Raw genomic sequence first — 23,958 nt, 5'->3', positions numbered from 1 at the left:
AACGCCCCATGCCCGTCTTCCCCTTGCCCCGTGCCGTCCTGCTCGCGCTGGCCTCGCTGCCGTTCAGCGGGCTGGCCGCCCCCCACTCCCCTGCCCCGACCGAACAGGTCGCCGGCGTCTACCACCAACGCATCGGCCAGTTGCAGGTCACGGCCCTGTTCGACGGTGTGGTGGCCCTGGGCCGCCAGGAACTCACCGGCATTGATCCCGCCACGGTGACCCGGGCACTGGAGGGGCGCTTCGTACCTGAAAGCAAGAAGGGCCTGCAGACCGCGGTCAACGCGTTCCTGATCCGCGACGGTGGCCGCCTGACGCTGGTGGACGCGGGTACTGCCGACTGCTTCGGGGCCGGCCTGGGACAGGTGCTCGGCAACCTCCGCGCGGCCGGTGTGGATCCGTCCGATGTGGACGACGTACTGCTCACCCACGCCCACCCTGACCACCTGTGCGGGATTCTCGATGCACAGGGCAAGGTCGCCTATCCGAACGCGACGGTGTGGCTGTCACAGGCTGATGCGGATTACTGGTTGGACCCCGCCAGCGAAGCCACCGCACCCCAAGGCGTGCGCTTCGCCTTCGCGCTGGCACGCAAGGCAGCGGCACCCTACCAGGCCAGCAAGCACCTGCGCACCTTCGTGCCGGGACAGCCACTGCCGGGGCACGCCGTCGCGCTGGATACGCACGGCCATACGCCGGGCCACGTGTCCTACCGGTTCGACAGCGAGGGCGAGTCCCTGCTGGTGTGGGGCGATGTGCTGCACTACCACGCCGTGCAGTTCGCCTATCCGCAGGCGTCTTTCGAAGCAGACAGCGACCGCCAGGCAGCCATCGACAGCAGACGCACCATGTTGCAACAGGCGGCGGACGGAAAATGGTGGGTCGCGGGCGCCCACCTGCCCTTCCCGGGAGTGGGTCACGTTCGCAGCGAGCGCGGGGCATACGCGTGGGTGCCCGCGGAGTTCTCGCCGCTCTGACCGGGGTGAGGGCCGCTGGCCCGGTGGGAACCGCGCGGTAGGTGGGAATCGCGCGGTAGTGCCGACTTCAGTCGGCACCGGGTTTCCACAGCCGACTGAAGTCGGCTCTACCCCGTCATTGCCGTCGGCTTACAGGCCCAGCCAGCCGCCGATGATGCCGCGCGCTTCATCCACGCCCAGCCGGCTTTCGCCGGAGAACACCTGCACGCCGACGGTATCGCCGAAGGCCTCGTGCAGCTCTTTCTTGACCTTGTTCAGCGAGATCATCTGCTGGCTGCGGCTGAGCTTGTCCGCCTTGGTCAGCAGCGCGTGCGCCGGCAGGCCACGCTGTACGGCATAGGTCAGCATCTGCCGGTCGTATTCCTTCAGCGGGTGACGGATGTCCATCACCACCACCAGCCCACGCAGCGCTTGGCGGGTGCGGAAGTACTGGTCGATGAAGGCCTGCCAGTGCGCCTGAAGGTCCAGCGGCACCTTGGCATAGCCATAACCGGGAAGATCGACCAGATGGGCGGCAGGGGTGACCTGGAAGAACACCAGCTGCTGGGTCCGCCCGGGGGTTTTGGACACCCGGGCCAGCGCGTTCTGGCGGGTAAGGGCGTTCAGGGCGCTGGATTTACCGGCGTTTGAGCGGCCGGCAAAGGCCACTTCGGCCCCCTCGTCAGGCGGCAATTGCCGCATGTTGTGGGCCGAAACGAAGTAATGCGCGCGTTCGATGAGAAGAGACATGCCTATAGGATCGCATGTTGCGACGCCGCGCGCCCGGGGAGCGATTGACCGTAGCGTGAAGCGGCGCTGATAATCAGGTGTATCCGGGCGGAGGGCCTGGCCGGACCAAAACGGAGCTTTAGCATGCGCCACGCTCGCGTTCTTGCCGTTTCCGTACTTGCTGTCTCCGTTCTGGCCGCCGCCGCTTGGGCGCAGACCAGCATCACACCGCTGCCCGACAACGGGCCGATTCAGACCGCATCGCTGGAAATCGACTTCAGCAAGACCACGTGGGGCGACGCCAAAGCGGGACAGGGAAAAGCGGCTGCCTGCGCGGCCTGCCATGGCGTTGACGGCAACGCCAGCATCGAGATGTATCCCAGCATCGCGGGCCAGAGCGAGCGCTACAGCGCCCAGCAGATGGCCCTGATCGCCACCGGCCAGCGCACCTCCGGTGCCTCGGTGGCGATGGTGCCCTTCGTCAAGGACCTGACCGCGCAGGACATGCGCGATATCGGCGCCTACTTCGCTACGCAGAAGGCGGGTGCCGGCATCGCCGACGACGGCGCGGTCGCCGAGGGCCCCTACAAGGGGCTGAAGTTCTATGAGATCGGCCAGCAGCTGTATCGCGGCGGCGATGTCGCGCGCGGACTGCCGGCGTGCATGGCCTGCCACGGCCCGACCGGCGCGGGCAATCCCGGCCCGGCCTATCCGCATATCGGCGGCCAGCACGCCAGCTATGTCGCGCGTCGCCTGCAGGAATACCAGGCCGGGCGCACCGGCGAGACCGACAAGGCCCACTTCCAGATCATGGCAACCATCGCTGCCAAGCTGACCGAGCAGGAGATCCAGGCCTTGGGCAGCTACCTGCAGGGCCTGCATGACCGGGCCGACGATGTGGCCGCGCAGGGTGCACCGCTCGCCGCTCCCTGATGACCGCCTGGCCGCTGCGGTATCCCCCGCGGCGGCCGCCTGAGGTATGTTCATCTCCGCGCTGGCACACCGCTGGCGATCGTTCCTTTGGAGATGTGTGTCGATGAGGTTGATTCCCCGTCTGTTGCTGTCCCTGCTGGCGCTGGCGCCGCTGGCCCTGTCCGCCGCGCCCGCCGCCACCGCTGCGACCGACCTGCAGGAAGGTCGCGATTACGAGCTCATCGCCCAGCCCGGCCCCTTCCAGCCGCTGGCCGGCAAGATCGAAGTGGCCGAAGTGTTCGGCTATACCTGTTCGCATTGCGCGCATTTCGAACCGCAACTGGTCGCCTGGGTCGCCAAACTGCCCAAGGACGTCCGATTCACCCCGGTCCCGGCTGCGTTCGGTGGCCCGTGGGACACCTGGGCGGCTGCCTACTACGCCGCTGACCAGCTGGGCGTCGCCAAGCGAAGCCACAGTGCCGTGTTCAAGGCGCTGCACGAAGACCGCAGCCTGCCGATGCAGAACGTATCGCCGGAAGAGCTGGCCACCTTCTACGCGCAGTACGGCGTGAAAGAAGCCGCCTACGTGGCGGCGCTGAAAAGCGATGCGGTGCAGGCGAAGGTAAAGGCAGCGCGCGAGTTCGCCCTGCGCACCAAGACCCCCGGTACGCCGACGCTGATCATCAACGGCCAGTATCTGGTCAAGGGCACCAGCGCCGCCGACCAGCTGCGCATCGCCTCGGCACTGATCGCCCGGGCACGCAACGGCAAGGCCCGCTGAACCACACGCCACCCACACGCGGAGGCAATGCCCCTGCGTGTCATCATTCGTTCCTGGCCGACGCACGCCGTCGGCTTCAACCATGGCTGGAGAAGCTTTGATGAAGACCCGTTTCGCCCTGACCCTGCTGGCCCTGCTGCCCCTCCTTGCCGCCTGCAAGGCGGACGATGGCTCGGCCAACGTGACCGCGCCGACCGAGACCGCCGCCACCGCCACACCGGCTGCCGATACCGCCGCAGCAGCCAACAGCGAACAGGCTGCAGGCACCGAGCAGGCCGCTGGCAGCGAGGCAGCCCCTGTGGCGGCCGATGCGCCCATGCGCCTGACCGGCCCGGAGCCGGTCGCAGGCACTGATTACATCGTGATCGAGAATGGCCAGCCCTTCCAGCCGGTCGCAGGGAAGGTCGAAGTGGTGGAGATCTTCGGCTTCGTCTGCCCCGCGTGCGCTGCGTTCCAGCCGCTGGTCGGACCGTGGAAAGCCGGTCTGCCGGGTGATGTGAACTTCCTCTACGTGCCGGCGATGTTCGGTGGCACCTGGGACGACTACGCTCGTGCGTTCTATGCAGCGCAGACGCTGGGCGTGGAAGAGAAGACCCATGACGCCCTGTATTCCGCCATCCACGCCGAGCAGACCCTGAAGGGTGAGCGCGGCCGTGATTCGGTCGAGGACATTGCCGGCTTCTACGCCAAGCACGGTGTTGATGCCAAGCAGTTCACCGCCGCCATGAGCAGCTTCGCGGTCAATGCCAAGACCAATGCCGCCAAGCAGTTCGCCCAGCGCAGCAAGATCTCCGGCACCCCGTCGCTCATCATCAACGGCAAGTATCTGGTGAAGGGCAACTCCTTCCAGGATTACCTGCGCATCGCCGACCATCTGATCGCGCGCGAGCGTGCGGCCAAGGCCGGCAACTGATCCCGGCACAGCGCATCCCGACGTGAACTCCCCCCACGCACGTACCCTGCGTCTGTTGACGGCCAACATCCAGGCCGGCTCCAGCACCCGCCGCTACAGTGACTATGTGACCCGCAGCTGGTCGCATGCGCTGCCGGCCGGGCGCAAGCGGAGCAGCCTGGATGCCATCGCCACGCTGGCGCGTGGGCACGACATCGTCGGCCTGCAGGAAGCGGACCCGGGCAGCCTGCGCTCGGGCTTCACCAACCAGACGCATTACCTCGCCCAGCAGGCCGGCTTCAATTACTGGAGCCACCAGCCGAACCGGCGCATGGGCGGGGTGGCGTCGTCGGCCAACGGGCTCCTCAGCAGGCTGGAGCCGGTAGAAGTGCAGGACCACGCCCTGCCCGGCCGGATAGGCGGGCGCGGCGTGCTGTTGGCGAAGTTCGGTGACGGAGCCGAGGGGCTGGCCGTGGCAGTGGCACACCTGTCGCTGGGTGCCGGCTCGCGTCTGGCGCAACTCTCGTTCATCGCCGACATGCTGTCCGACCACCCCAACGCCGTGCTGATGGGCGACTTCAACTGCCTGGCCGAGCGGCCGGAAATGCAGGTGCTGTACCAGAAGACCACCCTGCAGCCCCCCGGCTGCGTGGTGCCGACCTTCCCCAGCTGGCGCCCCGACCGCGCCATCGACCACATCCTGGTCAGCAGCAACCTGCAACAGCGCAGTGTCGAAGCGGTACCCGCCGCGTTCTCCGATCACCTGGCCCTGGCCATGGAGATCGAAGTCCCCGCCAGCGCCCTCCGCTGAAAAAAGGGGACGGAGGGGATTAAGTCGTTTTTGGCATGCAGGCAGGCCAAAAACGACTTAATCCCCTCCGTCCCCTTTTTTATCTATTGATGATGCGAATCACTCCCATTATCATGGCGCATCGTGACCGCGCAGGACCGTGCGCGACTGCGACAGCTCGCCCCCCACTCTCCGCTCCGCCCGGCCACCAGGGATTCCCGGCCAGGCGCTTGTAGCGACCTGCCTGGTTGAAGCCGATGACCCGTTCTGCCCCCCTCACCCTGCATCGCCTGCCGCAGGCGCTGCTGGTCGCCCTGTGCACCCTCGCTGCCGCACCTGCGTTTGCCCAGCAGGGTGTCGCACCCGACGGCGCCAGCCCCTCGGCGACCACCCTCGACGGCGTGGTGGTCAAGGGCGAGCGGGCCGAAGGTTACTCGGTGCGCCGCACGTCGGCCGGCACCCGCTTCTCGCTGGCGCCGCGCGAGATTCCGCAGTCGATCAGCATCATCAGCCACCAGCGCATCGAAGATCAGAACCTGGATGACATCCTCGACGTGCTGGCCAACACCACCGGCGTCAGCAGCACCCAGTCCGATACCGAGCGCACCGAGTTCTACGCGCGCGGCTTCTACATCGACAGCTACCAGTTCGACGGCCTGCCCACGCAGATGGTGCAGAACTGGAGCTATGGCGATTCCGGCCTGGATCTGGCCCTGTACGACCGTGTGGAAGTGGTGCGCGGCGCGACCGGCCTGCTGACCGGCGCCGGCAATCCGTCGGCCTCGGTGAACCTGATCCGCAAGCATGCCGACAGCGCCGAGCTGGCCGGCAGCGTGTCGATCAACGTCGGCAGCTGGGGCCGCACCCGCACCACGGTGGACGTGGGCAGTGCGTTGAATGCCAGCGGCACGGTGCGCGGTCGTGTGATCGGCAGCTACCTGGATACCGAATCGCAGATGGACCGCTACAACCAGCACAAGACGCTGGGCTACGCCGTCATCGATGCCGACCTGACCCCGGACACCCTGCTCAGCGTGGGCTACGACTACCAGCAGAAGCGTGCCAACGGCGCGACCTGGGGTGGCTTCCCGATGCTGTTCTCCGACGGCAGCCCGACGCCGTTCGACGAATCGTTCAGCGCCAACCCGGGCTGGACCTACTGGGACACCACCAGCAAGCGGCTGTTCGCGACCTTGGAACATGCGTTCGCCAACGACTGGAAGGTCAAGCTCGGCGCTACGCATGACACCACCAAGGCCGACGACAAGCTGTTCTACCCCGCCTACAACGACTGGACCACGGGCGCCTCGCTGCTGGACAAGACTACCGGTGCCGGCGTCACGCCCTCGGCCGGTTTCTACAACACCGAGCGCAAGGTCAACGCGGTGGACGGCTTCGTGGAAGGTCCGTTCCAGCTGTTCGGTCGCGAGCACCAGTTCATGGCCGGCCTGAGCTACAACAAGCGCGAGTTCGCCAACTACGGCGACTACCAGGTCGGCTGGGCGCCACTGGACAACTACCTGACCGGCGTGGGCGATTTCCCGGAACCGAACTGGGCTGCCACCCTGCCGTTGCAGAGCGAAGGCACCATTACCCAGAAGGCCGGCTACGCGGCTACCCGCCTGGCGCTTGCTGATCCGCTGAAGCTGATCCTCGGCGCGCGCTACACCGACTGGGAGAGCACGGGCGAAGGGGCCGACCGCTCGCACAAGGTCACCACCCCGTACGCGGGTCTGGTGTTCGACATCAACGATACCTACTCCACGTACGCCAGCTACACCGAAATCTTCCAGCCGCAGACCGCACGCGACCGCAGCGGCAGCTACCTGGATCCGGTGGACGGCAAGAGCTATGAGATCGGCGTCAAGGGCGCGTGGTTCGACAACCGCCTGAACGCCTCGGTCGCGACCTTCCGTATCGAGCAGGACAACGTGGCACAGGTCACCAGCGAGCTGATCCCGAGCCGCCCGGGCGAGTTTGCGTACATCGCTGCACGCGGTACGGTCAGCCGTGGCTTCGAGCTGGAGCTCAACGGCGAACTGACACCGGGCTGGAATGCCACCTTCGGTGCGTCGCGCTACGTGGCCAAGGACATCAACGACGCCGACATCAACACCAACCTGCCGCAGACCACGATCAAGCTGTTCACCAGCTACACCCCGCAGTCGCTGAGCGCGCTGACGGTCGGCGGCGGTGCCAACTGGCAGAACCGCATCTACTACCCGGTGCCGGCCTACGGTCGTATCGAGCAGGAAGGCTATGCACTGGTCAGCGCGTTCGTGCGCTACCGCATCTCGCCGGAGTTCAGCGTGCAGGCCAACCTCAACAACCTGCTGGACAAGAAGTACCTGTCGCAGATCAACGGCTACGGTGCGTTCGGTGACGGTCGCAATGGCTCGCTGACGTTTACCTACAACTTCTGAGTTTCGTTGACTGAAATCGGGGTCAGAGTGCTTTCGCAAAGCGAACGGACTCTGACCCCTTTCTGCATCAGAACCGCAGATCCGCCCTCGCATACCAGAAGCGGCCACGCGGAATGTCATACGTGGACGCGTCGTACCCGTTCAACGAGCACGACAGGCAGATCGGTGGATCCTTGTCGAACACGTTGTTCAATCCCAGGCTCAGCTGCAGGCCCTTCATCCAGTCGACCTTGTAGCCCACCTGCATGTCATGGAAGGTGGTCGCCGACAGCTCATTCGTGCCCTCGGCCTGGTTGCCGCAGATGGGGAACGCCACGGCATCGCCACACTGTTCGGTCAGCTTGCTGATATGGCGCACCGTCCATGAGGCGTTCCAGTTGTCCAGCGCCCACGACACGCTGGCGTTGCTGGTCCATTCCGGAATCGAACTATCGGCGACTTCCACGCCCGGTTCCTGCGGCTGCCGCTGCCCGGCTGCACCCAGTGCCTCGTAGCGTCCGACGAAGGTGTTCTGCCAGCCCAGCTTGAACTGCCCCATGTCAGTCTGCGGCAGGGTGTAGAACAGGTCCACATCCCAGCCATCGGTCTTGATCGAACCGAGGTTGGTCAGCCGGTTGTTGAAGCTGCTGATCGCACCGGTATTGGCACGCGTGATGCCACTGCAGTACAGCGGGTCCAGCGAATCCACGCACAGGTCCAGCTGGGTCTGCGCGTTGATGGCTTGAATCGCGCCTTCGATCGTGTGGCGATAGAACGTCACCTCCACGTCAAAACGCTCCGACCACTCGGTGTTGTTGGCGAACCAGGGGCTCCACACGAAGCCGGCGCTGAAGCTGCGCGAATGCTCCGGGTCCAGCTCGATGTTGCCGCCGGTGGTGACCGAAATCTGCGAGTTCGCCGACTGGAAGCCGGTCGGCACGCCCAACGCCGCGCAGTTGGCAGCACTGCCGCGCGGTGCATCGCCGCCCAGCCCGATGGAGCATGGATCGAAGATCTGCAGGTCGGCGCGCGCGGCCGAACCGTACAGCTCGCCGATGGACGGTGCACGGAAGCCTTCGGCATAACTGGTGCGCAGCACGAAGTCATCGGTCACCTGCCAGCGCAGGCCGTATTTAGGCGTGAACTCGCCGCCGAAGGTGGAGTAGTCCGAGTAACGTCCGGCCAGGCTCAGATCCAGCTTCTCGCCCAGCGCGCTCTTGGCGAAGATCGGGATGCTCAGCTCCAGGTAGGCTTCATTGACGTCGTAGGAACCGGATGTCGGCAGAGACGGAACACCGTTGTAATGGCCGATCACGGTCAGCGGATCAGGCTGGTAGGAGCCCTCGTACTTGCGGTACTCGTAGCCTGTCGCGAAGGCCACCGGACCGGCGGGCAAGGTGAAGAGCTCGCTGGACAGGTTGGCGGTGAACAGGCTCAGCTCATTCTGGCTGCGGTCACGGACAACCGGCTGAATCCACTGCAGCATCTGCGGGGTGATGCTTCCTTCGCCGCCGAAGATGTTGAGCGGCACACAGCCCGGCGTTGCCGCACATGCCGCAGGATCCCCCAGCGCGGTGGCAATGTTGAAGATGTTGTAGCTGCCGTAGTTTGTCTGCTCGGCCTTGTTTTTGCTGTACATGCCGTTGACGTCCCAGAACCAGCTGCGATCGGCTGCCTGGAAATCGCCCACGAGGCCGGTTGCCACATACGTCGTGTTGACCTCCTGTTCGAACACACGCGGACCGCCCTCAACGGGGCGCCGGCCGATGAACTGCATGTTGCCCGAGGAAACAAGATCGAAGCCGAACGGGTTGAACGGGTTCAACGCCGAGATCGTGATGTTGTCCGCCAGCGGGTTGCCGGTAGCGCCATCGGGCCCGAAGAACAGAGGCTCAGGCCCAGCCTGGTTGGTGGACTCGCGGCGATTGCCCAGTGCCTTGACGTACCACTGCACGTTGTCGCTGATGTCGAACCGGAATTGACCGAACACACCCTTACGCTCTGATGGGGTCAACAGCAGGTTGTACTCGGCGAAGTTGAAACGGTCTGCGGTGGTGAAGCAGTGATAGTCATCGGCGCGGCTGCACCCGGCGCTGCCGTCATAGCTGGGGGTGCTGGCGCCGGTGTTCGGCACCAGGTCCTGCACGGCACCGGTGTTCGGATCGATGAAGCGGAAGCGACCCTGTGGAATGCCACCACTGCCGAAGGTCAGGCCTGTACCCGGGATGGGCAAGCGCGACTGCTCCCGCGTATTGGCATACACCGGATCCTGCTTCGTATAACTCGCCCCCAGGAACAGGCTGTAGCGATCTCCCTGCGTACCCCAGGCCAGGTCCACGCCCTTCTGCGCGCCATCGCCTTTGCTGTACTCACCGTAGTTCATCGTCACCTGCGCGCCATCGAAATTGCGGCGGGTGATGATGTTGACCACGCCGGCAATGGCGTCGGATCCGTACAACGACGAGGCACCGTCTTCCAGCACCTCGACGCGTTCCACGATGGCCAGTGGAATGGTGTTGAGGTCGGTCGCAGACCCCACGCCGGAGGCCGACGATTCGTTGACCCAGCGGATGCCATCGACCAGCACCAGCACGCGCTTGGCGCCCAGATGACGCAGATCCACCTGCGCCGAGCCCGCCCCCACCCCGCTGCCATCCGGCGGGAAACCGAAGTTGCCGGACGAATTGAACTTCGCGTTGAGCGCCGACCCGGAACCGGTGAGCTGCTGCAGCACCTCGCCGATGGAGGTCAGGCCGGTGCGTTCGATTTCAGTGCGCGTGAGGGTCTGGATGGGCAGGTGGCCCTCCACTTCGGCCCGCTTGATGCGCGAGCCGGTGACCTCGACGCGGTCCAGGTCGGTGGCGACCCGCGGCGTCTCCTGTGCCATGACCATGGCCGATGACATCAATCCTACGCACAGCGATACAGCGACCGCCAAGGGGCGGCAATGCAGATTGTTCATTCGCTTCTCTCTCTCCAGATGGGCGGGCAAATCAACTGCTGGGATCACACAGCGTCCTAGTTGTAAACAAGTTGTAAAGCGGGTGAAGTGATCCACGCCTCGCTTTCACTTGGATTGCACAAAGCCGAATACGCATGAGCGGTCGCTGCAAACGCCCGTTCAAGTGCCTGCATGCAGCGTGTGCGAAACTGAATTCAGCCTTCCACCGCTATGCTGGGACCATGACTCGACATCCTTGCCCTGCCCTGTCCCTGCTCGCCGTGGCCACCTTGCTGTGTGCCGTTGTACCGAGCGCTTCCGCCCAATCCAGCGACGCCCAGCGCGCCCAACTGAAGGCGGCCATCGCCGATGCCGAGCGCGGCCAGTTCAACGCTGCCCAGGCCGGCACGCTCAGCCGCAACCCGGCGTATGGGTGGCTGGAGTACGCGAACCTGCGGCGCAACATCGAAACGGTCAGCAACGACCAGGCGCAGTCGTTCCTCAAACGCTATGACGGCCAAGCCGTGGCCACCACCTTCCGCAGCGTATGGCTGCCCGCTGTAGCGCGCCGCGAGGACTGGGCGACCCTGCTCGCCAACTGGGCGCCCACCGAGAACACCGGGCTGCGCTGCGCGCAGCTGAGCGCCCGCCAGGCCACCGGCAAGATCGACGCACAGTGGACCAGTGAAGCGCAGGAACTGTGGCGCAAGAACGGCAAGGCGCTGCCCGATGGCTGCGATGCCGTGTTCACCGCGCTGCAGGCACAGGGCGGGCTGAGCGATGCACTGCGCTGGGAACGGATCGATGCGGCGGCCGACGCCCAGCAGCCGGCGGTGATGCGCAGTGCGGCCCGCGGTCTGCCCGCGGCCGATCTGGCGCTGGCGACCGACTACGCCGCGTTCGTCGATTCCCCCAATGCAAAGGCACTGAACTGGCCACGCAACGAGCGCAGCAAACGCATCGCCACCGATGGCCTGGAAAAGCTGGCGAAAGCCAACCCGGACGCTACCGAGCAACAGTTGCCGCAGTATGCGCAGGCGCTGGGGCTGAGTGCGGAGCAGCAGGCGCAGGTGCGGTACCAGATCGCCCTGTGGACGGTGGCGTCGTACCTGCCCGATTCGGCGCGTCGCCTCAATGCGGTGCCCGATTCGGCCTATGACGAACGCCTGCACGAATGGCGCGTACGTGAAGCGATGTCGCGCGGTGACTGGCCGGCGACGTTGGCGGCCATCCGCAAGATGGGCCCGACCCAGCGTGCGGACTCGCGCTGGACCTACTTCGAAGCACGCATGCTGGAGAAAACGGGACAGGCCGCGCAGGCCAAGGCCGTGTTCGCGCGTGCCGCCAGCTCGCCGACCTTCCATGGTTTCCTGGCCGCCGACAAGCTGCAGCAGCCCTACATGCTGTGCCCCTGGAAGCCCAACGACAGTGCCTCGGCACGTGCCGCCGTGTCGCGCGACCCGGCCATCGTGCGGGCCATGGAGCTGTACCGCATCGACCGCGCCAGTTGGGCAACGGCCGAATGGAACAGTGCGCTGGCCAAGTTCGATGACACCCAGCGCCGACTGGCGGTGGAAGTGGCACAGGAAAACGGGTGGTTCGACCGGGCCGTGTTCTCGCTGGGCAAGCAGCCCGACGAGCAGCGCCTGTATCACCTGCGCTTCCCGCTGCACCACGATGGCAGCATCCGCCGCGAGTCATCGCGCAACGCCATCGATCCCGCCTGGGTGGCGGCCGAGATCCGCGCCGAGAGCATCTTCAGCCCGAACGCACGCTCTCCCGCCAATGCGATGGGCCTGATGCAGGTGCTGCCCGCCACCGGCGCAGCGGTCGCCAAGAGCATCGGCCTGACCAATTACGGCGGCGCGTCGAGCCTGTACGACCCGGACACCAACATCGCCATCGGCACTGCGTACCTGCGCCAGCTGATGAACAAGTACGACGGCCTGCCCTACGTCACGATCGCCGCCTACAACGCAGGCCCCACGCCCACCGCGCGTTGGCAGGGCCAGCGGCCCGGCTTCGATCCTGACCTGTGGATCGAGACCATCAGCTACAAGGAAACCCGCGAGTACGTTGCCCGCGTGCTGGCCTTCAGCGTGATCTACGACTGGCGTCTCAATGGCGATGCGCTGCCGCTCAGTGATCGATTGATGGGCAAGCTGGTGGACACCCGCAAGAAGTTCACCTGCACCGCTGCAGCGGGTTCCAAGGCGGATTGATCGCGCCGCACGCCGCGATGACCGGTAGCGCCGAGCCATGCTCGGCGACCGCAGCGGGAAGCACCCACAGCGGAAGCGTGGCGGCCAGCAGCGGTTACTCCCTGCGCCGAACCCGCCGTATCATGGGGTCATGAAGATCTATCTCGTCGGCGGCGCGGTGCGCGACCGCCTGCTGCAGCGTCCCGCCGGTGACCGGGACTGGGTGGTCGTCGGTGCCACGCCGGCCGACATGCAGGCCCAAGGCTTCCGTGCCGTGGGCCGCGACTTCCCGGTGTTCCTGCACCCTGACAGTGCGGAGGAGTACGCGCTCGCCCGGACCGAGCGCAAATCCGGACGCGGCTATCGCGGCTTCGTGGTCGACGCCGATCCATCGGTGACGCTGGAAGACGACCTGCAGCGGCGCGACTTCACCATCAACGCGATCGCCAGCGATGAGGCCACCGGCAGGCTGGTCGACCCCTATGGCGGTGTGCGTGACATCGAGCAGCGCGTGCTCCGCCACGTCGGCCCGGCCTTCGTCGAAGATCCGCTGCGCGTGCTGCGTGCCGCGCGCTTCATGGCGCGCTTCGCCCCCCTGGGCTTCAGCGTGGCGGAAGAGACCATGGCGCTGATGCGCGAGGTCGCGGCCAGTGGGGAACTGGATGCCCTCGTGCCGGAACGCGTATGGCAGGAACTACGTCGTGCGCTGGCGTGCGAGCGCCCTTCCGCGTTCCTGCGCACCCTGCACGATGCGCATGCGCTGGGCCCGATCCTGCCCGAGCTGGAGGCCCTGTACGGTGTCCCGCAGCGCGCGGAATACCATCCTGAAATAGACACCGGCGTGCATCAGGAAATGGTCAGCGACATGGCCGCCCGGCTGGCACCCGGCGATGATCTGGTCGGTTTCGCGGCCCTGACCCATGACCTGGGAAAAGGCCTGACGCCGCCGGAAGAATGGCCGCGCCACATCATGCACGAACAGCGCGGCGTCAAGCCGCTGAAGGCCCTGTGTGCACGCCTGAAGATCCCCGCCGAGCACCAGCAATTGGCCGAAGCGGTGTGCCGCGAGCACCTCAACGTGCACCGCATCGACGAGCTGCGCGATGCCACGGTACTGGAACTGCTGAGTCGCTGCGATACGCTGCGGCGGCCCGAACGCATCGCCCGCATCGCGCTGTGCTGCGAAGCGGACAAACGCGGGCGACTGGGCTTCGAGGACAGCGATTATCCCCAAGGGGAGACGCTGAACCGGCTTCACCGGGCGGCGCTGTCGGTGCAGGCGCGTGACCTCGACACCACCGACCTGCAGGGCCCCGCCATCGGCCAGGCCCTTGCCAAGGCGCGCATCGCCGCGATCGCGCGCGCGCGCCGGGGCTGACTCAGCGCGCTTCGCCGCGGGTGAACGCGTCGGCGCGCTGCTTCAACTGGGTGACCGCATCGGGGATCATCTCCATGCCGATGTCGTAGCCCGGGTTCAGCACGATGCCCACGCCGTCGGAGATAGCGCTCAGCAACCAGCGCATTTCCACCTGCAGCGCATTCTCGAACTGCGGCAACTGCTCACTCCAGGCGCTGGCACGTTCGACGGCGGAGAAGATCGCGAACATCGGCTCATCGCCTTCACTGGTCAGCACCAGCGGGTTGATCGACTCATCCCAGTCGGCGTCCGGGCCGACCGGCTTGTCCAGCAGCACGAAGACCTGGTCCGCCAGCAGGCTGTCCAGGAATTCCGGGGCCTGCAGCGTCCCGTCCTGGGCCTGCAGCAGTCGCACTTCCAGCTCGTTCAGTGGTTCAAAGGGGGCTTCGGCTTCCACGGTTACTCCTGCTTGCGTGCGGTCACGCGTGATCGTTGCCGCAACTTTAGCAGGCCGTGACGTTGTCATCCTGTGGAACGACGCAACCACCGCCCCAGGCGCGGGGACCTGGTCGCGGGGATCTGGCCGTGGGGACCTGGTAGAGCCGACTTCAGTCGGCTGCTGTTGCAATGCGCGCAGGCCCCAGCCGACTGAAGTCGGCTCTACCGGATAGGCGCTCTACCGGAGATTGCGTGGGCAGGAACCCGCCCTACCAGTCAAACCGCAGGCCGATGTTGCCCTCTACGCTCTTCCTTTCGCGATTGCGGTCTTCCAGGTCGCGGGTGTAGTCCGCGACCGCATACGCGCTCACGTTGCGGTTGAAGCGCCCGACCACGCCCACACCGACTTCCCATGCGCTGGTCTCCTGCCCGGCCACGATGCGGTTGCTGCCGAAGTCCACGCGGTCATCGCCGTCCAAGGTCTTCCAGTAATTGAGCTTGAAGTACGGCTGCCAGCCGTTGTCCGCCAGTCCGTAATCGCCGGCAATCCGCAGGCCGATGCGGCCGGTCCATGCGGTGTCCGCACCGAAACCGATCGCCGCCACCGCATCCGCTGCGTCGTCCAGCGATTGCCGCTGCCAGATCACCTGCAGTTGCGGCTCCAGCCACCAGGCTGATTGACCGAACCGCAGCAGCGGCTTGCCTGCCTCAAGCGAGGCACTGGTACCGTCGCCGCGTACGTCGATGCCCAGTCCGCGCGTGGACCACGCCTCACCGCGGTAGCGGCTCTGCATCACCACCGCGTCCAGATAGCCGCCGGCAGATCCCACGCCGGTCCAGCTCAGCCCGACGTGCTTGTCATCCAACCGTGTCTGGCCAACCTGGACGTTCTCCCACCCGAGTGCGAGTCCGGTGATGCGGCCCGTGGCGCGGGTGCGCCCGACGAACACGCCCCACTGGCTGCGGAAGGTTTCGTCGCCACTGGCATACAGATCAATACCCGCCTGCAGGCCCTGCAGGTCACCGTCAAAGCCGGTCAGCGCGTCGCCGTTCCAGTGCTGCTCTTCGCTGCTGCCGATCAACCGGCCCCACGCGCCACGCGCCGCACCCTGACCCACCAGCAACCGCTGCTCACCCTGCCGCTCGTGGAAGGTGCCCAGCGAGGCCTGGGAGACCGTACGCAGCAGCGACGGCACCACCGCGTAGGCCGGTGTCTCAAGCCTGTAGATGGGTGTGACGGCAGCCTGCGAAGGGCGCGCGCCGGGCGTAGGCGGCAAAGCGAGCGGGCCGGGTACCACGGCCACCTCATCCGGCACCGCGGGCGGCGTCTCCAGGACCGGAGGCGCTACCGGCGCCGGCTCCGCAGGTGCCGGTGGCGGCGCAGGTTCCGGCGCGACCGGGTCTGGATCCGGCGTGCCCGGATCCACCGGGACATCCGGCGGCGGTGGCGGTGCGGGCGGCAACACCGGCGGCGGCGTACCGATGGGTTCCGGCGGCGGCGGCTCGGGCAGCGGGGGCGTCACCGGCGGCGGCGCAGGTGCGGGATCGGCACTCGCCACGATGGTGGACCGCAGGTACCAGTTCTCGCCTGTCCCGGCATTCACCCCGCCCTTGAACAGGAAGTACTCGTACGCGCCGACAGACAACGGGTTGAACAGCGCGAAGGCATCGGCCGTGGTCGTTGCACCATTGCTTGCCTGCACCAGCAGGATGCCATCGGCCACAGTCGCCGCGCCGCCACCACCGGCGTTGAATACACCGATGCCGGTCGTGCCGCTGGCGGTGCCACCGGACACCACCAGCCGGTCGCTGGCCGAACTGTCATCGCCCAGCACTGTATTGAGATACAGGCCGCCGCCGTTGCCGGTGTAATTGCCGTTGACGGTGAACACATCACCGGCGACGTCGTTGCTGCTCATGTCGAGGCGTCCGGCGTTTATCACCGTCGCCAGCGCTCCCGCCGTAAAGGCGGAAATGCCGTTCGCACCGCTACCGAACAACGCACTGGTCGGATCGATATCCAGCGTACCGGTTGCCGTGCCGATGTCGCCCAGCACCAGCGTGCCATCGAAGATCAGCTGGCTGTCGTTGCGCAGCGCTATGCTCTCCCAACCGGCATAGCGCGCCACGGCGGTGCTCTTGACGTTGTCCATCACCAGCGCATCCACGCCGACGCCGCCCTCAAGACGCGGGACCGCACCGAGATGGGATTCGTTGAGGTTCGAAAGGCGTGCGGTGTCGTTGCCCTCGCCCATGTCGATCAGGTCATGCACCACCCCGCCACCGCTCCAGTCCAGCGTATCGTTGCCCACGCTCATGCGGATCTCGCCGCGCACGGTGCCGCCGGTCAGGGTCACGCTGTCATCGCCGCCACTGACGCTGATGTTGCCGCCGATATAGCCGTCGGACAGGATGATCGTGTCGCGTCCAAAGCCGGTCACCAGATTGCCGTCGATGGTGCCGCCGGACATGTCGAAGACATTGTTGTCGAGCTTCATGTTGACCCGGCCGATGCGCCCACCGGTCATCTCGGCGTAGTCGCCGTCCTCGAACGCACCGATGATGCGGCCACCGGTCATGCGGAAGGAGTCGTAGTTGTCACCCTGCAGCAGGGCGCCGAGGGTGCCGTCGGTCATCAGGAAGTTGTCGATACCGTTGCCCTGCTGCACCGTCCCGGTGACGCTGCCACCGCTGATCTGCAGGCTGTCCACACCGTCGCCCTGGTCCAGCGAGGCCAGCGTGCCCGCGCTCAGCACTGCGGTGTCATCGCCCGCGCCCTGCGTAGTAGCACCATTGACCACGCCACCTTGCACCTCCAGCCGGTCGTTGCCGGCCCCCTGTGCAAGGGCCCCGGCGAGGGTCCCGCCGGCGCGCAGAATCGCCGTATCGTTGCCCGCACCCTGGTCCACGCTGCCGTCGATGCGCCCGGACAGATCCAGCAGGTCATCGCCGGCACCGAGCACAACATTGCCGGTCACCAGACCTGCATTGATGAAGTCCAGCGCGCCCCCGCCGGTGGCCGCTATCGCGGTGCCGTCGGCCTGGATGACGCCGGTGCCAGTGTTGACTACACGGTTGCGCCCGGTGCTGTTGTCGAACCCGATCGCCGCCGCGTTGGTGGCGGTGAGGGTGCCGCTGTTGCTCAGCACATTACCCACCCCGGCGAAGCTGACCACGCTGGCATTGTTGACCACGACGCCTGCCCCCGATTGCACCTCCACCGTGCGGCTGTCGTCGGGCCCGCCATCGCCGCTGCCCACCGTCGAGGTCCACGGATTCGGCACAGTGGCATCGCAGACCGTGGTGGTACCCGTCGTCACGCAGTTGGCACCTGCAGGAAGGGCTGCCACCAGCAACGCCGTACCGGCGAACGCGCGCCGTGTCAGCAGAGAAGCAATGCACAGGAAGAGGGGCGATCGCGCGGAACGTTGCATAGGACGTCTCCAACGGGGGAATGGACGAGCTACGAGGAACGTGGCAGTAATGAATCAGAGTTCACATACGTGGACCCTACGCCTCAGGGTCCTGCAGCCGTCGATGACCGCTACGTACTTTACGGGCCATAAACTGAGACCTGATACGCATAGAAGCCGTGAAGACTGTCCACTCTCACGCGGCGCGCACACGCGTGAATCACTTCATATCTTGACGTAGATGCGTCGCCGATCCAGCCACCACGCGACGACCCACCACGCCCCCACGAAACCACCTGCGACGAGCAGCGAAGCCATCGCAGGCTGCGTGGGCAACGCATCGCGCATCAAGTGCCACGCACGCGCCCACGCACCCGTAGCGCCCAATACGACCGACAGCACGGATGCCCCCAGATACACCGTGATCGCGTTCACGCCGAACCGCCGTCCCAAGGCCGGCCAGCCTCGCCGGTCCACCACTACGTACGTGACCAGCAGCAGCAGCGTTGCGAGCCCACCGCTCCACAGAACGTAGGTCGGCGTCCACAAGGCTTTGTTGAAGGGCAGTACGCCCGCTCCTGCGACGCCCAGCGCCGCGCCTGCCAGCCCTACTAACAGCAAGGCACCACGGCGACCCGAACGCAACAGGCCACCGGCGATCACGCCCAGCAAGGTCGTCGCCAACGCACCCAGGCTGCTCAACAGCCCCTCCGGATCGTGGCCCAGCCCGTTGTCGGGATGCCACTGGTACACCCACGGTGCGAACAGCGCAGTATCGAGCCGGCTGGCCGGATCCAACAGGGGCTGCAGCGTGTCTGCAGCAAGCAGCAGCGCCGCGTACACCGCAAGCAGCAGCACCAGCGCGATCCACTGCACGGCTGGTCGCGCGAACACCACCAGCACCCCCACCAGCGCGGAGCACAGGGCGATCCGCTGCAGCACGCCCCACAGGCGGTAATGCGGCAGGTCCAGCAGCCACCACGCCAGCGCATGCAGCAAGGCACCGGCAAGCAGGATGCGCGCTGCACGTTGCAGCACGCCACGCACCAACGCGGGACGCGCCGCCGGCAGCACCGCACGTGGCACCACGCTGAAGGCCATCGACACGCCGACGAGGAAAAGGAAGAACGGGAAGATCAGGTCGGTGGGCGTGCACCCGTCCCACTGCGCATGCAGCAGCGGCGCATAGACGTGGTTCCAGCTGCCGGGATTGTTGACCACCAGCATCGCTGCCACGGTGAGGCCCCGCAGCGCGTCGATGGACGCAAGGCGCGGGCCCGCTCCAGTGCTCATGCGGCCTCGTACTGCCCGGCGATCCAGGTCCCACGCACCTGCAGCGCATCATCCAGCACCACCAGGTCGGCCTGGAATCCTTCCGCGATATGCCCCATCCGATCATCCACGTTGAGGAACTGCGCCGGATAGGTGGATGCCATGCGGGCCGCTTCGGCCAATGGCTGGCCCAGCAGCTGCACCGTATTGCGCACAGCCGTCGCCATGTCCAGCGCAGACCCCGCCAGCGACCCCGCTGCATTGCGGACGACACCCTCGATGGCGGTGATGGTTTCGCCGTACAGGACGTAGCTGGGGTCGGCCGCGCCCACCGGCGGCATGGCATCGGTGACCAGCAGCAGGCGCCCACGTGGCTTCGCAGCCAGCGCCACACGCAGGCTGCCCGGGTGCACGTGCACCCCGTCGACGATGATGCCGACCCAACTGTCGCGGTCTTCCAGCGCCGCCCCGACCGCACCGGGTTCGCGCCCCTGCAGCGGTGACATCGCGTTGTACAGATGGGTGAAGCCGCGGATGCCGGCATCCAGCCCGGCGCGCACTTCTTCGTAGCTGGCGGCGGTATGCCCGGCGGCGACGATCACCCCGCGCTCCACCAGCGCGCGGATGGTCTCCAGCGGCACCCGCTCCGGGGCAAGCGTCAGCAGGGTCACGCCATTGTCCAGCGAGGCGGCCAAGGCGATTTCATCGGCATCGGGCACGCGGAATTTGCTGGCGTCATGGGTGCCCTTGCGCGCCGGTGCGATGTACGGGCCTTCCAGGTGGATGCCGAGCACCCCTGGCACCGCCTGCGCAATGGCGTCATGCGTGGCCGCGATCGCTGCACGCATCACCTCCAGGTCATCACTGATCAGCGTGGGCAGCATCGCGGTGGTGCCGAAACGCCGGTGGGCTGCGGCAATGGTGCGCAGTGTCGCCACGTCCGGCGTGTTGTTGAACAACGCGCCGCCACCGCCGTTGACCTGCACGTCGATGAAACCGGGCAGCAGCCAGCCCCCCTGCAGGTCTACCTGCTCGCCGGCATGGCCAAGCGACGGTGCCGCGTCGGGCAACACGGCCGTAATGCGGCCCGCTTCCAGCACCACGGCAAGGTCATCGCGGAACTCATCGCCCACCAGCATGCGGGCATTGCGCAGCACCTGTTTCATCAGACGGTCTCCGTGACCTTGTTCAGATGCGGCGGCAGGTCCGGATTGTGCCCGCGGCGCAGCGCCAGTGCGTTGATCGCGCGGTAGAAACTCTGCACCGTGAGCAGCGGGGCGCACAGGGGATGCGGTGCTGCCGCGACCGGCAACTCGCCGCCGGCACCGGCCAACCAGACCTGCGCGCCACGCGCGGCGAATTCATCGGCCACCGCACGCGTACCGGCGCCGGTCTCGTCAGGCTGGGCAAAAGCCAACACCGGGAAGCCAGGGCCGACCAACGCCATCGGGCCATGCTTGACCTCGGCCGAGCTGTAGGCCTCTGCATGCAGCCCGCACGTCTCCTTGAACTTCAACGCCGCTTCCTGCGCCGCGCCCAGGCCCAGGCCGCGCCCCAGCACGAACAGATTGCTGGCTTCCACCAGGCCATCGGTCACCGCACTCCAGTCCGCCTGCCAGGCGCTGCGCAGTGCATCCGGCAATGCCTGCAGTGCTGCCCGCAGCGCGCTGTCCTGCTTCCAGTACGCCGCCAGCTGCAGCAGCGCGGCCAGCGAGGCCAGATAGCTTTTGGTGGCCGCAACACTGCGCTCGGCGCCGGCATGCAGCGGGATCACCGTATCGGCCAGCTGCGCCAGCGGTGAATCCTCCACGTTGACCAGCGCCACCACCCGCGCGCCTGCGGCCTTGGCCGCTTCCGCGTTGCGCAGCAGGTCCGGACTCTTGCCGGACTGCGAGATCACGATGAACAGTGCGCCACGCAGCTGCAACGGCGCAGCGTACACCGACCCGACCGACGGCGAGGCAGAGGCCACCACCACCCCCAGCTGGGTTTCCAGCAGGTACTTGCCGTAGGTAGCCGCATGATCCGAGCTTCCGCGCGCGCAGGTCACCACGAATGGCGGAGGCGACTGGCGCAGGCTGGCAGCCAGCGACTCCATCACGCCATGGTTGCGCGCGAACTGGGCGGCGATGACTTCCGCCGCTTCAGCGGCTTCACGGTACATCAGGGTGTCGGCAGGTGCGGGCAGCGTCATGACGGTACTCAGGGAGGATCGGAAGGAAGGGTGCGTGGTGCCGACGGACGCATCGGCGCAGTGGATCCGCGTACCACCAGCTGCGGCACGAAGCCCTGGTTGTGCAGCGGTGACGGCGTGTCGTCGTAGGCGTCGCTGCGCAGCTGCGCGATCAACAGGCGCGCGGCGTGGCGGGCGATGTCCTCGGTGGCCTGTTTGGCCGTGGTCAGCGGCGGCCACGACTGCCGCGAGAACGGACTGTCTTCGAATCCGGCGATCGACAGATCGTAAGGCACGTTCATGCCAGCCGACTTCGCAGCGGCAAGCACGCCGGCCGCGATTTCGTCGTTGGAGCCGAAGATCGCCGTCGGCGGTTCACGCAGCGCCAGCAGCCGCCGTGCACCGCGGAATCCGTCGTCGAATGTGTAATCGCCCTGCACCACCAGATGCTTGTCCACGGTCATGCCGTAGTCCTTCAGCGCGGCTTCGTAGCCGGCGTGCCGCTCCACCGAGGACCGGTGCGAACTGCCACCCCAAAGGAAGCCGATGCGCTGGTGACCGAGCTGGATAAGGTGCTCGGTCACCTCATAGGCCGCTTCGCGGTCGTCGACGAACACGCACGCACCATCGGCCGGGTCTTCGGTGGCCGCGATGATGCGCACCAGCTTGATGCCACGCGCGGTCAGTGCCTGCACCAGGTCGCGGCGCTCGGACATCGGGGCAGTCAGCACCAGTCCGGCCAGCCGCGAACGCGCCACCCAGTCCGCCAGCTCCTCGGCAAGCATCGGCGAGCTGGAGTCGCAGGGATGGATCTGCAGGCCAAAGCCGGTTTCCCGACACGCCGCCAGCACGCCGTTCTGTACGCCGATGATGTGGTACGGATTGGGGTTGTCGTAGACCAGCCCGACCACGAAGGTCGTGCCGCTGCGCAGGTTACGCGCCGACGGATCGGGCTCGTAGTCCAGTTCAGCCACGGCGCGCAGCACGCGCGCACGGGTCGCCTGCATCACCGATGGTTCGTTGTTGATGACACGCGATACGGTCTTCAGCGAAACCTTCGCCTTTTCGGCGACGTCCTTGATGGTCGCTCTGCGCATTGCCGTTCCCCGCGGTTGGTCTGGTGCGTCCATGATCGCCGATCAGGCCGCATCGCGCGGCAGGCCGGCGCGATGGCCGATCACCGAGTAGAACAGGATGTACAGGTAACACGGCACCATCAGCAGCAGGAACACCAGCTGGAAGTCCGCATGCTGCTTCAGCACCGCGAATGCCTGGGGGATGATCGCGCCGCCGGCGATACCCATCACCAGCAGCGCCGATCCGGTTTCGGTGAAGCGTCCCAGCCCACGGATGGCGAGCGGGAAGATGGCCGGCCACATCATCGCGTTGGCGAACCCGAGCAGGGCCACGAAGGCCACCGAGGCATAGCCGTGGGTGAAGTAGGCCCCCAGGCAGAACAGCACGCCCAGGCAGGCGGAGATGCTCAGGTAACGCGACTGCGAGACCACCTTGGGAATCAGCAGCAGGCCGACCACATAGCCCACCAGCATCGCGCCCAGGGTGAGCGAGGTGAACATCTTGGTCTGGTCCAGCGGCAGGTCGAAGCTATGGCCGTAGGTGCCGATTGCATCGCCGGCCATCACCTCCACGCCCACGTAGACGAACAGGCACAGCACGCCCAGCCACAGGTGCGGGAACTGGAAAATGCTGCTGCGCTCCACGCCGCCCTTGCCGGCGGGACTGGCGTTGGCTTCAGCGGTCTTCAGCTCGGGCAGCGGCGAGAACAGCACCGCTACCGCCAGCACCACCAGCAGCGCCGCCATGCCGAGGTAAGGCGCATGGATCTTCGCAGCGAACTCGTTGAGCAATGCCGCCCGGGTCGCCGCGTCCGCCTGTTCCACCGCAGTGGACAGATCTCCTATGCCGTGCAGCACCAAGGTGCCGATCAGCAGCGGGGCCAGCATGCCGGCGATCTTGTTGCAGATGCCCATCATCGCGATGCGTCGCGCGGCCGTCTCGATCGGCCCGAGGATGCTGATGTACGGATTGATCGCAGTCTGCAGCAGCGCCAGGCCACTGCCGATCACGAACAAACCGCCCAGCGCACCGGGATACCAGCGCTGCGTAGCGAACTCGCCGAACAAGGCGGCGCCGGCCGCCATCACCAGCAGGCTCAGGCTCAGTCCCTTCTTCATGCCGGTGCGGCGCAGGATCCACGACGACGGCAGGGCGAGGAAGAAGTACGACAGATAGAACACCATCAGCACCAGGAACGCGCCGACTTCGTCCAGCTCGAAGGCCAGCTTGACGAAGGTGATCAGCGGCCCGTTGAGCCAGGTGAAGAAACCGATCAGGAAGAACAGGACGCCGACGATGGCGATGGAGGTCGTGACGCTGGTACGTGCGGGTGCAGCGGGGACGGCGGACATCGGCAAGGCTCCTGCTGCGACGCCGCGGTCAGCGTCGTCGACGAATGGCTGGGAACAACGTTGTCACATTCTTTCGACGAGCACGGGGGATTTGTCAACTTGCTCATGCCGCCGTCACCCCGGATGCTGCAGCGCCGCATACGACACGTGATTTCGATCTGAATACGTAGAGGGCGCTGTGCCACTGATGTGGAAGGCGCTGCTCCCGCCACTGCTTCCCAGCAATGTAATCGTTTCCGGTCAAAACAATCTCTTGCAGCGCAGCAACGAAATAT

Annotated in this window: 17 protein-coding genes; 8 read left to right on the top strand and 9 right to left on the bottom strand. The window is 66.3% G+C overall.

Features of this window, described 5'->3' with window-relative positions; all coding sequences use genetic code 11:
- The first annotated feature begins 8 nt into the window (after window positions 1-8).
- On the top strand, window positions 9-974 hold the full coding sequence (locus ABRP17_RS12035) for an MBL fold metallo-hydrolase (RefSeq protein WP_188326190.1): 966 nt from the start codon (window positions 9-11) through the stop codon (window positions 972-974).
- Window positions 975-1,103: 129 nt separating this feature from the next.
- Here the strand turns inward: ABRP17_RS12035 and yihA are convergent, their stop codons facing one another.
- Window positions 1,104-1,703 (bottom strand): ribosome biogenesis GTP-binding protein YihA/YsxC, encoded by a 600-nt coding sequence (gene yihA, locus ABRP17_RS12030; protein WP_188326189.1) that lies wholly within the window; start codon window positions 1,701-1,703, stop codon window positions 1,104-1,106.
- A gap of 123 nt (window positions 1,704-1,826) precedes the next feature.
- On the opposite strand from yihA, the gene ABRP17_RS12025 reads away from it, so the two are divergent.
- The 5 genes from ABRP17_RS12025 (at window position 1,827) to fhuE (ending at window position 7,480) form a co-directional block, all read left to right on the top strand.
- Entirely contained in the window at window positions 1,827-2,615 is a 789-nt protein-coding gene (locus tag ABRP17_RS12025; RefSeq protein WP_188326188.1) for a c-type cytochrome, read from the top strand.
- Between the two features lie 103 nt (window positions 2,616-2,718).
- Complete coding sequence (locus tag ABRP17_RS12020) at window positions 2,719-3,375, top strand: thiol:disulfide interchange protein DsbA/DsbL (protein WP_188326187.1); 657 nt, start codon at window positions 2,719-2,721, stop codon at window positions 3,373-3,375.
- 100 nt (window positions 3,376-3,475) lie between these two features.
- Window positions 3,476-4,288, top strand: a complete 813-nt coding sequence (locus ABRP17_RS12015) for a thiol:disulfide interchange protein DsbA/DsbL (protein ID WP_349985501.1) — start codon at window positions 3,476-3,478, stop codon at window positions 4,286-4,288.
- A 52-nt stretch (window positions 4,289-4,340) separates the two neighbouring features.
- The gene (locus ABRP17_RS12010; protein WP_192081356.1) at window positions 4,341-5,078 is read left to right on the top strand and encodes an endonuclease/exonuclease/phosphatase family protein; all 738 of its coding nucleotides are present in this window, start codon (window positions 4,341-4,343) and stop codon (window positions 5,076-5,078) included.
- Window positions 5,079-5,314: 236 nt separating this feature from the next.
- The gene (gene fhuE, locus ABRP17_RS12005; RefSeq protein WP_349985502.1) at window positions 5,315-7,480 is read left to right on the top strand and encodes a ferric-rhodotorulic acid/ferric-coprogen receptor FhuE; all 2,166 of its coding nucleotides are present in this window, start codon (window positions 5,315-5,317) and stop codon (window positions 7,478-7,480) included.
- A 67-nt stretch (window positions 7,481-7,547) separates the two neighbouring features.
- Here fhuE and ABRP17_RS12000 read toward each other — a convergent pair whose 3' ends face one another.
- Window positions 7,548-10,421 (bottom strand): TonB-dependent receptor, encoded by a 2,874-nt coding sequence (locus ABRP17_RS12000; RefSeq protein ID WP_349985503.1) that lies wholly within the window; start codon window positions 10,419-10,421, stop codon window positions 7,548-7,550.
- A gap of 221 nt (window positions 10,422-10,642) precedes the next feature.
- On the opposite strand from ABRP17_RS12000, the gene ABRP17_RS11995 reads away from it, so the two are divergent.
- Both ABRP17_RS11995 and ABRP17_RS11990 read left to right on the top strand, forming a co-directional pair.
- Complete coding sequence (locus ABRP17_RS11995) at window positions 10,643-12,622, top strand: transglycosylase SLT domain-containing protein (RefSeq protein ID WP_349985504.1); 1,980 nt, start codon at window positions 10,643-10,645, stop codon at window positions 12,620-12,622.
- Window positions 12,623-12,752: 130 nt separating this feature from the next.
- On the top strand, window positions 12,753-13,979 hold the full coding sequence (locus tag ABRP17_RS11990; RefSeq protein WP_349985505.1) for a multifunctional CCA addition/repair protein: 1,227 nt from the start codon (window positions 12,753-12,755) through the stop codon (window positions 13,977-13,979).
- Window position 13,980: 1 nt separating this feature from the next.
- On the opposite strand, the gene ABRP17_RS11985 is transcribed toward ABRP17_RS11990, so the two are convergent.
- The 7 genes from ABRP17_RS11985 to ABRP17_RS11955 form a co-directional block, all read right to left on the bottom strand.
- The gene (locus ABRP17_RS11985) at window positions 13,981-14,415 is read right to left on the bottom strand and encodes an SseB family protein (protein ID WP_188326181.1); all 435 of its coding nucleotides are present in this window, start codon (window positions 14,413-14,415) and stop codon (window positions 13,981-13,983) included.
- A gap of 250 nt (window positions 14,416-14,665) precedes the next feature.
- Window positions 14,666-17,830 (bottom strand): autotransporter outer membrane beta-barrel domain-containing protein, encoded by a 3,165-nt coding sequence (locus ABRP17_RS11980; protein WP_349985506.1) that lies wholly within the window; start codon window positions 17,828-17,830, stop codon window positions 14,666-14,668.
- A gap of 204 nt (window positions 17,831-18,034) precedes the next feature.
- Entirely contained in the window at window positions 18,035-19,102 is a 1,068-nt protein-coding gene (locus ABRP17_RS11975; RefSeq protein WP_349985507.1) for a heparan-alpha-glucosaminide N-acetyltransferase domain-containing protein, read from the bottom strand.
- Complete coding sequence (gene nagA, locus ABRP17_RS11970) at window positions 19,099-20,247, bottom strand: N-acetylglucosamine-6-phosphate deacetylase (RefSeq protein ID WP_349985508.1); 1,149 nt, start codon at window positions 20,245-20,247, stop codon at window positions 19,099-19,101. Before nagA ends, ABRP17_RS11975 begins: the two co-directional genes overlap by 4 nt.
- The gene (locus ABRP17_RS11965; RefSeq protein ID WP_192081263.1) at window positions 20,247-21,275 is read right to left on the bottom strand and encodes an SIS domain-containing protein; all 1,029 of its coding nucleotides are present in this window, start codon (window positions 21,273-21,275) and stop codon (window positions 20,247-20,249) included. The genes nagA and ABRP17_RS11965 overlap by 1 nt, the downstream gene beginning before the upstream one ends.
- Before the next feature lie 8 nt (window positions 21,276-21,283).
- Window positions 21,284-22,351 carry a LacI family DNA-binding transcriptional regulator gene (locus tag ABRP17_RS11960; RefSeq protein WP_349985509.1) on the bottom strand — a complete coding sequence of 356 codons (1,068 nt, stop codon included), beginning with the start codon at window positions 22,349-22,351 and terminating at the stop codon, window positions 21,284-21,286.
- 42 nt (window positions 22,352-22,393) lie between these two features.
- Complete coding sequence (locus ABRP17_RS11955; protein WP_349985510.1) at window positions 22,394-23,683, bottom strand: sugar MFS transporter; 1,290 nt, start codon at window positions 23,681-23,683, stop codon at window positions 22,394-22,396.
- Window positions 23,684-23,958: the final 275 nt, after the last annotated feature.

Source organism: Stenotrophomonas sp. WHRI 8082, from assembly GCF_040223995.2.
Lineage (GTDB): Bacteria > Pseudomonadota > Gammaproteobacteria > Xanthomonadales > Xanthomonadaceae > Stenotrophomonas.
This window is presented reverse-complemented; position numbering and strand designations above follow the sequence as displayed.

Bases quoted from the DNA above. Each gene is read 5' to 3' on its own strand.
- ABRP17_RS12035 (WP_188326190.1), top strand. From the start codon at position 9: ATGCCCGTCTTCCCCTTGCCCCGTGCCGTCCTGCTCGCGCTGGCCTCG.
- ABRP17_RS12020 (WP_188326187.1), top strand. From the start codon at position 2,719: ATGAGGTTGATTCCCCGTCTGTTGCTGTCCCTGCTGGCGCTGGCGCCG.
- ABRP17_RS11995 (WP_349985504.1), top strand. From the start codon at position 10,643: ATGACTCGACATCCTTGCCCTGCCCTGTCCCTGCTCGCCGTGGCCACC.
- yihA (WP_188326189.1), bottom strand. From the start codon at position 1,703: ATGTCTCTTCTCATCGAACGCGCGCATTACTTCGTTTCGGCCCACAAC.
- fhuE (WP_349985502.1), top strand. From the start codon at position 5,315: ATGACCCGTTCTGCCCCCCTCACCCTGCATCGCCTGCCGCAGGCGCTG.
- ABRP17_RS11955 (WP_349985510.1), bottom strand. From the start codon at position 23,683: ATGTCCGCCGTCCCCGCTGCACCCGCACGTACCAGCGTCACGACCTCC.
- ABRP17_RS12000 (WP_349985503.1), bottom strand. From the start codon at position 10,421: ATGAACAATCTGCATTGCCGCCCCTTGGCGGTCGCTGTATCGCTGTGC.
- ABRP17_RS12025 (WP_188326188.1), top strand. From the start codon at position 1,827: ATGCGCCACGCTCGCGTTCTTGCCGTTTCCGTACTTGCTGTCTCCGTT.
- ABRP17_RS11980 (WP_349985506.1), bottom strand. From the start codon at position 17,830: ATGCAACGTTCCGCGCGATCGCCCCTCTTCCTGTGCATTGCTTCTCTG.
- ABRP17_RS12015 (WP_349985501.1), top strand. From the start codon at position 3,476: ATGAAGACCCGTTTCGCCCTGACCCTGCTGGCCCTGCTGCCCCTCCTT.
- ABRP17_RS11960 (WP_349985509.1), bottom strand. From the start codon at position 22,351: ATGCGCAGAGCGACCATCAAGGACGTCGCCGAAAAGGCGAAGGTTTCG.
- ABRP17_RS11990 (WP_349985505.1), top strand. From the start codon at position 12,753: ATGAAGATCTATCTCGTCGGCGGCGCGGTGCGCGACCGCCTGCTGCAG.
- ABRP17_RS11965 (WP_192081263.1), bottom strand. From the start codon at position 21,275: ATGACGCTGCCCGCACCTGCCGACACCCTGATGTACCGTGAAGCCGCT.
- ABRP17_RS11975 (WP_349985507.1), bottom strand. From the start codon at position 19,102: ATGAGCACTGGAGCGGGCCCGCGCCTTGCGTCCATCGACGCGCTGCGG.
- nagA (WP_349985508.1), bottom strand. From the start codon at position 20,247: ATGAAACAGGTGCTGCGCAATGCCCGCATGCTGGTGGGCGATGAGTTC.